The organism is Planctomycetota bacterium (assembly GCA_038746835.1).
GTDB lineage: Bacteria > Planctomycetota > Phycisphaerae > Tepidisphaerales > Tepidisphaeraceae > JBCDKH01.
The window spans coordinates 31,634-43,188 of the sequence record JBCDKH010000008.1; the positions used below are offsets into that span (position 1 = coordinate 31,634).

13 protein-coding genes are annotated in these 11,555 nt (G+C 67.1%); 7 read left to right on the top strand and 6 right to left on the bottom strand.

What is annotated here, in order from left to right:
- Positions 1-11 precede the first annotated feature (11 nt).
- From AAGI46_02015 to AAGI46_02030, 4 genes are all read right to left on the bottom strand, one after another.
- Complete coding sequence (locus tag AAGI46_02015) at positions 12-212, bottom strand: hypothetical protein (protein ID MEM1010978.1); 201 nt, start codon at positions 210-212, stop codon at positions 12-14.
- A gap of 143 nt (positions 213-355) precedes the next feature.
- Positions 356-1,324 (bottom strand): dihydroorotate dehydrogenase, encoded by a 969-nt coding sequence (locus tag AAGI46_02020; GenBank protein MEM1010979.1) that lies wholly within the window; start codon positions 1,322-1,324, stop codon positions 356-358.
- A 95-nt stretch (positions 1,325-1,419) separates the two neighbouring features.
- Positions 1,420-1,647, bottom strand: a complete 228-nt coding sequence (locus tag AAGI46_02025) for a small basic protein (GenBank protein MEM1010980.1) — start codon at positions 1,645-1,647, stop codon at positions 1,420-1,422.
- Positions 1,648-1,677: 30 nt separating this feature from the next.
- A complete protein-coding gene (locus tag AAGI46_02030; protein MEM1010981.1) occupies positions 1,678-2,010 on the bottom strand; it encodes a hypothetical protein in 333 nt (110 codons plus the stop codon).
- Positions 2,011-2,033: 23 nt separating this feature from the next.
- Between AAGI46_02030 and rsmA the strand changes: the two genes are divergently transcribed.
- Positions 2,034-2,864 carry a 16S rRNA (adenine(1518)-N(6)/adenine(1519)-N(6))-dimethyltransferase RsmA gene (rsmA, locus tag AAGI46_02035; protein MEM1010982.1) on the top strand — a complete coding sequence of 277 codons (831 nt, stop codon included), beginning with the start codon at positions 2,034-2,036 and terminating at the stop codon, positions 2,862-2,864.
- A 116-nt stretch (positions 2,865-2,980) separates the two neighbouring features.
- Here rsmA and AAGI46_02040 read toward each other — a convergent pair whose 3' ends face one another.
- Positions 2,981-3,919 carry a hypothetical protein gene (locus AAGI46_02040; GenBank protein ID MEM1010983.1) on the bottom strand — a complete coding sequence of 313 codons (939 nt, stop codon included), beginning with the start codon at positions 3,917-3,919 and terminating at the stop codon, positions 2,981-2,983.
- A 170-nt stretch (positions 3,920-4,089) separates the two neighbouring features.
- Between AAGI46_02040 and AAGI46_02045 the strand changes: the two genes are divergently transcribed.
- The 6 genes from AAGI46_02045 (at position 4,090) to AAGI46_02070 (ending at position 11,128) form a co-directional block, all read left to right on the top strand.
- On the top strand, positions 4,090-5,097 hold the full coding sequence (locus AAGI46_02045; GenBank protein ID MEM1010984.1) for a hypothetical protein: 1,008 nt from the start codon (positions 4,090-4,092) through the stop codon (positions 5,095-5,097).
- A gap of 22 nt (positions 5,098-5,119) precedes the next feature.
- On the top strand, positions 5,120-6,202 hold the full coding sequence (locus AAGI46_02050) for a hypothetical protein (GenBank protein MEM1010985.1): 1,083 nt from the start codon (positions 5,120-5,122) through the stop codon (positions 6,200-6,202).
- 144 nt (positions 6,203-6,346) lie between these two features.
- On the top strand, positions 6,347-7,267 hold the full coding sequence (locus AAGI46_02055) for a MotA/TolQ/ExbB proton channel family protein (GenBank protein ID MEM1010986.1): 921 nt from the start codon (positions 6,347-6,349) through the stop codon (positions 7,265-7,267).
- A 22-nt stretch (positions 7,268-7,289) separates the two neighbouring features.
- The gene (locus AAGI46_02060) at positions 7,290-7,775 is read left to right on the top strand and encodes a biopolymer transporter ExbD (GenBank protein MEM1010987.1); all 486 of its coding nucleotides are present in this window, start codon (positions 7,290-7,292) and stop codon (positions 7,773-7,775) included.
- Between the two features lie 21 nt (positions 7,776-7,796).
- The gene (locus AAGI46_02065; GenBank protein ID MEM1010988.1) at positions 7,797-8,252 is read left to right on the top strand and encodes a biopolymer transporter ExbD; all 456 of its coding nucleotides are present in this window, start codon (positions 7,797-7,799) and stop codon (positions 8,250-8,252) included.
- 29 nt (positions 8,253-8,281) lie between these two features.
- Entirely contained in the window at positions 8,282-11,128 is a 2,847-nt protein-coding gene (locus AAGI46_02070) for a hypothetical protein (GenBank protein MEM1010989.1), read from the top strand.
- Positions 11,129-11,153: 25 nt separating this feature from the next.
- Here the strand turns inward: AAGI46_02070 and AAGI46_02075 are convergent, their stop codons facing one another.
- Positions 11,154-11,366, bottom strand: a complete 213-nt coding sequence (locus AAGI46_02075; protein MEM1010990.1) for a DNA-directed RNA polymerase subunit omega — start codon at positions 11,364-11,366, stop codon at positions 11,154-11,156.
- Between the last annotated feature and the right edge of the window lie 189 nt (positions 11,367-11,555).

The following is an 11,555-nucleotide window of genomic DNA, read 5'->3' on the forward strand; positions in this document are numbered from 1 at the left end:
AAACGTAGCCGTCACCGTTGCGGCAGCTTCACCGGATCAGCGGTCGAGCCGGGAATCGTGCCGAACAGACCGGTGAACAGCAGCGTCGCGCCGCGTTCGCCGTAGTCGTCTTCGTCGTAGCCCATCTTGGCAGGCGGAAACTTGATGGGACGGCTGGGGCGATCGTTCGTCGCGGGCGTCGTCCATGGCTTCTCGCGCGAGGTCGTCGGCATGCTCCGACATCGCATTCAGCCTGTTCCGCAGCAACTCACTCCGTCATCCCGAGCGCAGCCGAGGGACCTCGCCTCGTTCTACATCGGGGAACAGACGAGGTCCTTCGACTCGCTGCGCTCGCTCAGATGACGGATTGCACGAGCTACACGTACGGCGTTTTCCGCGGCTCGGCCGGCTGATCGTCGGGAAGCTCCAGGGCTCCGACCAGGTCCGATAGCTTGGCCACCTCTTGCCGCTCGCACCACTCGGCCAGGCCCTTGGCGATCTGCTCGGGCGTCGACGGGTCGACGAATAAGGCCGTCCCGATTGCGACGGCCGAGGCGCCGGCGAGGACAAACTCGGCCGCGTCCATCCAGGTCTGCACGCCGCCCATGCCGACGATCGGGACGCCGTTGTGGCGGGTGACGTTGCGGTAGACCCGGCTGACGAGGTGGAGCGCGATCGGCTTGATCGCCGGCCCGCTGAGTCCGCCGGTGACGTTGGCCAGACGCGGCTTTCGTTTGTTCACGTCGACCGTCATCGCCGTGAACGTGTTGACCAGCGTCAACACGTCGGCCCCACCTTCACACGCCGCCTCGGCCGTCACGCAGATGTCTGGCACGTTCGGCGAGAGCTTCACCATCAGCGGCTTGTCCGGCAGGGCGTCTTTGCAGGCGCGGGTCAGCTCGCGAAGCAGGTCGGCATCGGTGCCGAAGGTCAGGCCGTCCTTGACGTTCGGGCACGAGACGTTGAGCTCGACGCCCTTCACCGCTGGCAGGGCGTTCATTGCGCCCACGACCTCGACGTAATCGTCTGTGGCATGTCCGGCGACGTTGACGACGACCGGGCACGGCATCGACTCGATCTGCGGCAGCTTCTCGGTCTTGAATCGGTCGAGCCCGACGTTGGCCAGGCCGATGGCGTTCATCATGCCGCCGCGGGTTTCGACGATGCGTGCAGGAGCGTTGCCGGGGCGTTCCTCGCGCGTGACGGACTTGGTGACGAAGCAGCCCAGCTTCGAGAGGTCGGTGAAGTCGGCGTATTCGGGCCCGTAGCCGCAGGTGCCGCTGCAGGTCATCGTCGGGTTGTCGAGGCGGAGCCCCGCGAGATCGACGGAAAGGTCGGACGTCACGCGATCAATCTAGCGCGGCATCAAAAGCACGAGCCGCGACGATGGTCGCGGCTCGCAGCAGTTCGGGCATCCGCGACTGGCGTCGCGGCGTGGGCTTACTTTTTCTTCTTGGCCTTCTTGTCGTCTTCGGCCTCAGGCTTCTTGACGGTCTTCTTGCCGACGACCAGCTTGCGGTTGGCCGTCTTGGGCAGGCCCAGGACGTACGGATCATCCTTGTCGACCTTGCCGTTGGCGATCAGCTTGGCGAGGCGCTCGGCCTTGGTGAGGACGTTGCGGTGCCGAGAGAGGCCTCCGGCGGCTTTCAGGCTGGTGTGCAGGCTCATGGTTTCGGCTCTTTCCTTCGGGCCGGCACACTAGCGACGTTTCGGGCCGGCTTCCACCGGCAGTTTCCCGCGCCAGACGAGCGACTGGCGATTCAGCGGCTCCAGAGCCTCTTTCCCGCCGGTCTCGATTCGGCGGGCGACGGAAACGGCCCTCGCCAGCACCTCGTCCGACGCCACGCGGTACGCCGGACCTTTCTTGCGATCGATGTGGTCGTACCAGCATCCGCCGACGGCGTGGTCGAGGCACACCCGCATGAAGCAGTGGTCGAACCGGATCGGCCAGTCACCCGCTTCGGCGGCGAGCTTCGGCAGACGGTCGCGCGTCAGGTCGAGCCAGGCCGCTTCCAGGGCAGGGCGATCCACCGCCGACCGTAGCGTGCCGCCCGGTGCCGCAGACGAAGCGTGAGATCGAGGCCGTCCTCCAGCAGGCCGACATGCGGCCGCGGCATCGGTTCGGGCAGAACTTCATGATCGAGCCCGACCTCGTCCGCCTCATCGCCGACGCAGGCCAGATCGAGCCGGGCGACCGCGTCATCGAGGTCGGCCCGGGCACCGGCACCCTCACGGACGAGCTGCTCGACCGCGGGGCGAAGGTGCTGGCCGTCGAAATCGACCGCGACCTCGCTGCAGCAGCACGCGAGCGATTCGGCGATCGCGTCGAGGTCATCGAAGACGACGCGATGGCAGGCAAGCACGAGCTGCACCCGGCCGTCGCCGACGCTGCAGCTGGCGATGCGAAGCTGGTCGCAAACCTGCCGTACAACATCGCCTCGCCGCTGGTGATCGAGCTTTTGATCGCCGGGTCGCCGCTGCTGGTCTTCACAGTGCAGAAGGAAGTCGCCGACCGACTCCGGGCGACGCCCGCCGACGGCAAGGCGTACGGGCCGCTGTCGGTGGTGGCCCAGTCGCTGTCGGACGTCGAGGTCTTGCGCGTCATCCCGCCGACGGCATTTCACCCGAGGCCGACGATCGACTCAGCCCTGGTTCGCCTCCGCCGCCGCGTCCGGGTCGATGGCGACCTCGCGGCCTTCAGCCGATTCGTCTCTACCCTCTACGGGCAGCGTCGCAAGTCGATTCGCAATCCGCTCAAGGCGATCGTCGGCGATCGCGTCGACGACGTGCTGACGTCGGCAGGACTCACCGGCTCCGAACGCGCCGGCGAACTCGGCCCCGAAATCGTCCGCCTCCTGCACAAGGTCGCTCAGCCGCTGCACTAGCTGTGACCTCTTCGTCATCCCGAGCGAGCGAAGCGAATCGAGGGACCTCGCCTCGGCCTTGCACGCCTGACCGGGCGAGGTCCCTCGGCTTCGCTCGGGATGACGAAGAGAGTCGCTCAGCCTGCGTAGGCCCGTTCGCCCGGCTCGGGGTAGACCATCGCCAGCTCGGCGTTGCCGATGTCGAACTGCGGCTTGGTGTCATCGATCGACTGCTCCCCCCGCCACAGCTTGCCCGCAGACCGGACGTAGCCGACGGCGTGGGCGAGCGTTCGCGCGTAGCGGCCGTGCTTCGTCTCGGTCGTCGCGACCGCCTGATCGACCTCCGCCGGCTCGACGGACTCGCCGTTCGCCAATCGCTGGGTGATCTGAATGAGCGGCGATGTCTCGTCGTAGAAGTTTGTCTCGTCGAGGTACTGCCGAACGCGGTCGGGGTCGGGGTTCGTGAAGATCCGGTCGTACTCCGCCAGCCGCAGGTTGAACTGCTGGGCCCGGCCGATCATCTCGTCGAGCCACGTGTGGATGTGGTCGTCGTCCGGGTTGAACGTGTGCATGCGGATCAGCTCCCGGCGGATCGTTTCGCGGGCGAGCGACGCCAGGTCGTCGCTGGCGGTCTGCTTCGCCGGGTCGAGCATGTCACCGTCCATGATCGTGCCGCGGCCGAAGCGTTTGCGCAGCATCATCACGTCGCAGTACATCGTGCACTCGTTGAAGCCCTTGGCGGCATCGGTCGCCTGCTTGAAGTGCATGAAGACCGGCTTCATGTGCCGGTCGATCGAGCGGTGTGACAGGGCGGAGAGGGTGAACGTGAGCTTTTTCCGCCAGTTCGGGTCGGCGTCGGGGCCGCCCTTGTTCGATTCCTGCCGGCAGTACGCGATCATCTCGGCCGAGAAGTTGTCCGCTCGCCTCGTCACGCCGCCGAACTGGGCGATCAGGTCGTTCGCCGGGTCGTTCCAGACCTCGTTGAACGCGGCCTCGATGCCGAAGTCCGGGCCCAGAGCTCGGCAAAGGTTGCGGGTGTCGAACGCGCAGGCGACGTGGCAGATGTGCTCGGACATGGCACGTCAGCCTATCGCCAGCACGTCCGTTCGCAGGAAGGGCGGTTTTGGGATAAGCTCTCGCAGGCTCCCGCCGGCGTTCCTGCCGGTCGTCGCGGGCCAAATGACCGATGAGGAGCCCTTCGAAGCATTGTCGTTGGTGTGTGGCCGTCGCGGCCGGGACGTTGCTGATGGCATCGTCCGCGCTGGCCGACCGCATCTGGATCGGCCGACTTGCGGGGCAGGAGGTCGAGATCCGACAGCTCCGCGGCGACAGCCTGATCTACCTCGTCGGTAGCCGCGAACGCGAGACGCCTCTGGATGAGCTGTCCCGCATCGAGATCGACGGCGAGGATCGGTTCAACGCGGCCGAAGAGGCGTACCAGAGCGGCGACTGGGAACGGTCCGCCCGGCAGTACAGCGACTACCTGAGCCGACGCGGCGGCGACGAGTGGGTCCGACGACGTGCGACGTTCCGGCTGGTCGATGCCGCCGCCAGGGCGAACCTGTTCCGCGAGGCCGTCGACGGCTATGTCGCGCTGGTCGACCTCGACGCCGAAGCCGCCGCGACGCGTCAGCCGTCGCCGGACCGAGCGGGCGTCACACCGAACCAGATCGGCGACGCCCGCGAGCGTGTTCGCACGGGTCTATCGGCCGTGTCGGGCGATGCGACCAAGCGGAAGATGCTCCTGTCGTTCCTGCTCCGACTCGACAACGCCGCCGGCGATGCCGATGCCGCGGCCAACACCGTGCCACAGCGGGGTCCGCTCGTCGGCGACACGGTGCCAGAGAACCGCCAGGACTGGCCGACGTTCGCACGCGTCACGCTCTCGCGAGCCGACCTGGCGCTTCGCGGCAACAACCCGGCCGAGGCGAGTCGGCTGATCGAGTCGTCAGGCAGCGTTTTCATCGAGCCCGAGCTCCTGGCCGAAGCCTTGTTCAAGCTCGCCCAGGCGTCCGAGGCCGAGGCGGGCGACGACGAGTCGAAGCTGCTCGACGCCGCCTTCGCGTACGTGCAGGTTCCCGCGCAGGCACCCGACGCGACGGCCATCGCGGCATCGGCACTCCTCGCCGCGGGCGACATCCACCGCAACCTCGGCCTCGACGAGGACGCGACCAAGCTCTACAGCCACGTCGCCACCACCTACGCCGAAACGCCCGCCGCCGCCGAAGCCAGCGAACGCCTCGCCGCCGAATGATCCACCTCCACGAGGCCGTGCCATGACCGACGACCCGATGACGACCACCAGCCGGGCGATCCCGGAAGCCCCCGACGCCGAGGGGAACTACACCGGCAACTACCGGCGCAACGTCTGGCGTCGCTCATGGATGCAGACGCTGGTTCCGTGGATGACGAGCCTCGTCGTCCATCTCGGCCTGGTCGGCGTGGCGCTGGCACTGCTCGTCACCGTTCGCGAAGTGCTCGACACCGGGCCGGTCCTCGAACAGGCGACCGTCGCCTCGACCAAGCTCGCCACCGAGAACGTCGGCGCGACGCCCAACGTCGGCAACACCGAAGACGTCACCCGGCAGAACGCCAGCCTCAACCCCGTCGAGCAGAGCCAAGACTTCCGCAGCCGAGGCGAAGGTGATTCCGCCGCCGACATGCTCGCCGCAGCCGGTGGGGCGACGTCCAGCAGCATTACCGGCATCACCGGCATGGGCGAAGTCAGCGACTTCCTCGGCGGCGGTGGGGGCGACGGCTCGCCGCTCTTCGGCGACGCAGGCGGTAGCGGCGGGTTCATGGGCATGGACACCGGCACGCTCGGCGACGGCGGCGACGTCTTCCGCATCGCCTTCGTCTGCGACTCCTCCGGCTCCATGGCCGGCGAGCGACAGCTCCTCCTCTTCAACGAACTCCGCGCGGCGATCGAATCGCTGGAGACACGGCAGTCGTTCAACGTCGTCTTCTTCAGCAACGACGACTACATCACCGCCTTCCCGGGCGAACTCAAGCCCGCGACCAGCCGCTTCAAGGAGCAGTCGGCCCAGTGGCTGCTCGATTCGGTCGAGATGTCGGGCGAGACCAACCCGATCCCGGCCATCCGCGCCGCGTTCGACTTTCGCCAGCAACCGCAACTGATCTTCTTCCTCACCGACGGCCGATTCGACGGCCTGGTCAGCTACGGCGACGTCGTCAGCACGATCCAGCGTCTGACCGACAGCTCGTCCGCTCCACCGATGATCAACACGATCCAGTTCATCAACCGCGACGAGCAGGCGGAAGAGGTGCTCAAGGAGATTGCCGCGATCACCGGCGGCGAGTACCGCTTCGTCGGCCGAGACTTCTTCGGAGGCCAGTGAGCCGTCCGCGCCGCCCTTTGACCTGCAGACGCGACCGCGTCACAATCCACCGCCCACCCTCACCGGCAGCTCCACCCATCGCCGGAACCATCGCGATCGCCCGCCGAGTCGGCCCTGTCGCGAGCCCTTTCAAGAACGAAGCCGATGCGTCCTTCCTCGACCGCGATCCAGTCTGCCGCCTCCGTCGCCAAACCGCCCCATGGTCAGCCGCTGTGGCGTCAGCGAGCGTTGCTCCTGTCGGCCTTGCTCGTCAGCATCCTCGTCTTCGGCAGCCGGGTCATGGCTCAGGACGGTGATGGTGCGGCCGCGGGCGCCGAAGAGCCGAGCGTCGCCGCTTCGGCATGGTTGCTGCCGTTCGAGTCGCTGGCGTCGCTGGAGCCGGTGACGATCGTCATCCTGCTCTGCAGCGTCGTCGCCGTGACGCTCATCATCCAGGCCTCGCTTCGTGCACGTCGCTCGGTGCTGCTCCCTGACGAGAGCGACGCCCAGATTGAAGAGCTGATTCAGGGCCGAAACTTCCGCGAACTGATCGAGTTCACCGACGAGGACGACTCCTTCGTCAGCCGAAGCCTCAACCCGGCGCTCAAGCGGGCTCCGAGCTTCACCGAGATGCGCGAGAGCCTCGAAGCCGGCGTTGCCGATGAGACGGCAGAAGAGTTCCGCAAGCTCGAGTACATCAACATCCTCGCCAACGTGGGTCCGCTGCTCGGACTGCTCGGCACCGTCGTCGGCATCATGGACGCCTTCCTCGCGATGCAGAAGGCCGGCGGCTCGGCGGACGTCGGCGCTCTGGCCGGCGGTATCTCGACCGCGCTGGGCACGACGATGCTCGGCCTCGTGCTCGCCATTCCGTCGCTCGTCGCTTACGGCGTTCTGCGGAACAAGGTCGATCGCCTCACCAGCGAAGGGGCACTCGCGGCAGAAGAGTTCCTCCTGATGATCCGCCCCGACAAGGACAAGGCCGGCGGCTCGTCGTCCAGCAGCAAGCCGCGCCCGCGTCCGACGCCCGCCAAGGCCCCGGCCCGGCAGTCCGCACCGGCTCCCGTGAACAACGCCGCCGAGTAAGCCGACACGCTCCCTTCGCCTCATGAAGCGTCGCCGACAACCTCCCCGCGGCCAGCCGGTCAACATCACGCCGCTCAGCGACATCATGCTGTCGCTGCTGATCTTCTTCATGCTCGTCAGCAAGGCCGGCATCGATACCGGGGCGGACAACGAACTCCAGCTGCCCGTCGCCACGCTCGGCGTCACCGAAGACCAGTTCGAAGAAGAACGCGCCGCCAGCAGCTTCCTCGTCGTCAACGTCGAGTCGAGCCTCGTCGACGGCAACCCACGCGTCTACGGCAAATACCTCGTCAGCGGCGAGACGTGGTCGTTCAACGTCGACGACCTCAACACGCAGGCACCGACGCTGCAGCGGTTCATCGAAGACTTCAAGGACGGCCGAGACGACTTTGAGGTCTACATCCACGCAGGCCGGAACACGCCGTACTTCGACACGGAGTCGGTTTTGCGTGCCGTGAGTCGCGCGGGTGTGGCGGGCGTGCAGTACGCGTTTGCCCAACCGAACTGAGCATTTCACGAAGCCACCGTCATGCCACGCACGCGGACCCAGCGAGCCAACCCCGAACCGCCGAATCTGACGCCCGTCGTCAACGTGGCGATGGTGGTGCTGGTGGTCTTCATGCTGACGGCCAGCTTCATCGAGCCCCAGCCGTACATGCAGAGCAAGGTCGCGCTCCTCGAACAGGGCGGCCAGAGCGAGTACACCGCCGCCGACGAGCCGCTGCGCGTCCTCGTCGACGTCGCCCCCTCCTCGCCCAGCCAGTACCGCGCGACCATCGGCGGTGACACCGGCACCAACGGCGAAGAGCTGCTCACGATCTTCCAGCAGCGTGCCCAGGCGCTCGGCGGGACCGAAGAGGCGCTTGCTGAGACGCAGGTCGAGATCAGCCCGCAGTCGGCCGTCATCTGGCAGCACCTGATCACCGTTTACGAGGCGGCCCAGCGTGCCGGCTTCAGCAGCATCACCTTCACGCCCGGCCGGTAGTCTCCGCGGCGTCTTCCATACGATTCACCATGCCGCGACAGCTCCTGCCGTCGACACGACGTCTCCTCGCCTCAGCCGTCCTCGGACTGGCCGTTCTGCAGCCCGTCTCCGCGCAGGTGGAGCAGCCGGCCACCGGCCTCGATGCCCTCGACGACGCGGCCACGCTCGGCAAGATCACCGAACTCGGGCTCGAATCGCTTCTGCGCCACACGCTCGAACGGCAGGGCGTCCCCGAAGACCAGGCCGACCTTTATCTGGCGGACATCGCGCTCTCACGTCTGACAGGCGAGCGGATGATTCCCGCGGACGAGCGTCAGCCGCTGGTGCTCGACATCGTCGCGGGCGTCGACGAGCAGATCGCCGTCGAGCCGAGCGATCGCGAGCGGGCAGCAGTCGCGGGGCAGATGATCCGGCGAGCGTCCGTGCTCATCGACCGCGGCATCGGCGAAGAGGTTCGCCTGCTCGAGTACTTCGGCGACAACCCGGAACGCCGTCGCTACGTCGGCACCGTCGCCACCGCCGTCGGCAAGCTGCTGGAGCGATCGGCCGAGCTGTACATCGCGGAGCAGCTGGCCCTGGAAGACAAGATCGTCTCTGCCGAGCAGCGTGAAGTACAACTCGCAACGCAGGCCCAGCAGGCGGCGCGTCAGGCGCGGTCGCTGATTCCGTTCGCCGACTATTATCGCGTGCTCGGCACCGTGCCCGACACGCCGGACCGCATCAACCTCGCCGAAGACGTCGCCGACCAGCTCAAGCCGCTCGACGTACCGCGGAATCCGAACCGGGCGTTCGTCGAGCTTATGCTCGGCAAGATCTACCTCGCCCGCGGCGGCAAGGAAGGCCGCGAGCAGGCACGCGACTATTACGACCGTGCCATCGCCGGCACGACCAGCCCAGTGCGCCTCTTCGACGCCTACTTCGGACGGACCGTCGTTGAAGCGCTCGACGGCAACGCCGATGCCGCCCAGCAGCAGCTCAACGCGTTCAACTCCTGGTTCGACGCACAAAGCCCAGAGACGGTTCCCGGCCGACGGCCGCTGTTGCTCGTCGCCGGCTACCGCGTCGCCGAGGCCAACGCCGCCAATGCCACGTCGTCTGAAGCCCGCGAGGCCGCCAAGGCCGAATCGACGCGATTCCTGATGTCGCTCGTCGACCAATTCGAAGGATATCGGCCGGTTGTGACTGGACAGCTCCTGGCACGCATCGACGCCGACACAGACCTGTCGGGTCTGTCGCCACTGCTGCTGGATGCGATTGTCGACCGAGGCCGACAGGAAGCCGCCAAGGCCGCCGCCGCAGCGACGTCGGGTGAGGTTGCCGACGTCGACGAGGACCGAATCCGCCGAGGCGTCGACGCAGCCGTCGAGCTGCAGGATCGCCTCACCTCCGGCGGAGACGTCGACGCACCCACGGCCGCTCGCGCGGTCTTCCTGGCAGCGCTCATGCAGCAGACGCTGGGCAACTCGATCGAGGCCGTCGACCTCTTCTTTGACTACGGCGAACTTCCCTCGGCCGATCCGGACCAGCGGCGCAGCGCGTACCGCCGCGCTCTGGGCCTGATCGAACAGGTGAAGGCAGACGGCGACGAGGATGCGGTCGTCGCCGCCGACGAGCGGGAGGCAACACTGCTGCCGATCCTGATCGACGAGTTCGGCGACGTCGAGCGTGCGTTCGACCTCGCCGTCCGGCTGCAGCGGCAGGGCGACCTCGACGGGGCGATCGAGTACTACGGCAAGGTTCCCACAGACGACCCGCGTCTGCCCACGGCCCGGCAGAACCAGTTCCTCGCCGTCGCCGAGCAGGTCTCGCAAACCAGTGGCGACGACCCGCGTTACGGCGACCTAGTCGCCCGCGCGATCGACGAGGGCCAGCGTGCCCTGACGACGATGGAAGCCGCGGCCGAGTCGGCACCGTCGAACCTGGCCGAGATCTACCGCACCCGCGCTGCCGACACCCGCATTGCATTGGCCCGGCTGCGTCTGAACGAACGCAACAACGCCCAGGCCGCGATCGAGCTGCTGTCGGATCTGGAGCGTCGCGTCGAAGGCTTGCCGGAAGCTCAGGCGATCCTCGACGATGCCTTGCCGCTGCGGTTCCAGGCCCAGGCGGCCGCGGGCGACGTCGACGGCGCGACGGCCGACCTGCTTCGGCTGCTCGACGACTCCGAGCCGCTCCGCGGGTTCCAGTACATCGAGCAGTTCCGCCAGACCCTCGCCGACGCCTATGACCGGGCCGTCTCGCGCAGCGATGACGAGGCACGACGTCGCCTGACACTCACCCGTGCGGCCGTCACGCCCAGGCTCGTCGACTGGATCGAAGCGAGCGACGACCCAGAGTACCGCAAGTACGCCTACACGTTCCGCACGCTCGACGCCGAGACGCAGTTCCAGGCGGCGATGGAAGAATCCGACGCCGCCACCCGCGAGCGTCGCCTGCGAACGGCTCTGGAGCGGTACGAGCAACTCGGCGAGGCGGAGAACGTCAACCGCTTCCGACAACTCATCATCGGCCTGACCGACGAACAGCGGCAGCAGGTCGCCTACGACCCGGAAGTCCTGCTGAACCAAGCCCGAATCCTCTTCCAACTCGGTGAATTCAGCGACGCCCGCCAGCGGCTGGGCCGACTGCTCAACGACCGCACGCTCGGCGAGCCGACGCAGACCGTCGAATCGAACGGCGTCACACGCATCGAGCCCAACGACCTCTACTGGGAAGCGCAGCTGCGGTACATCCAGACCGGCTTTGAAACCGGCAACGCCGACACGTCCGTCCAACTGCTACGCCGCCTCGTCGCCCTCAACGGTGACGCTGTGGGCGGAACGAGATGGAAAGACGACTTCGCCCAGCTCCGCACCGAGCACCTCGGCGGGCAGTGAAACGCTTACGGGTTTGCTTGAAAACTCACGCCTCGACGGGCTCGCCGGCTTCGGCCTCGATCTTGTCTTGCAGGATCTCTTCGATGACGACTTCCATGTCGGTCATGCCGGGCGTGCGCTCGATGAGCGGGCGGGCGCCGCGCATCAGCTCGACGCGGCGCTTCTGAATGAGGGCGGTGAGGCGGAATCGGCCGCCGACCTTTTTGACGATCTCGTCACTCTTGAGGGCCTCGATCATGGGGACGGGGAGGCTAGGAGCGGCAAACCGAGTTCTCCACTCATACGCATACGGATCCTGAGGTGAGTGTGCGCTTGCGTTGCGCGATGACGCCGAGGGGTTTTGGGGGGGGGGGGGGCGGGCGGGCCCAGAATGTCGAACAAAAACAAGCCCCCACCCGGGGGCGGGCAGCAGGCCCCACACCACGAC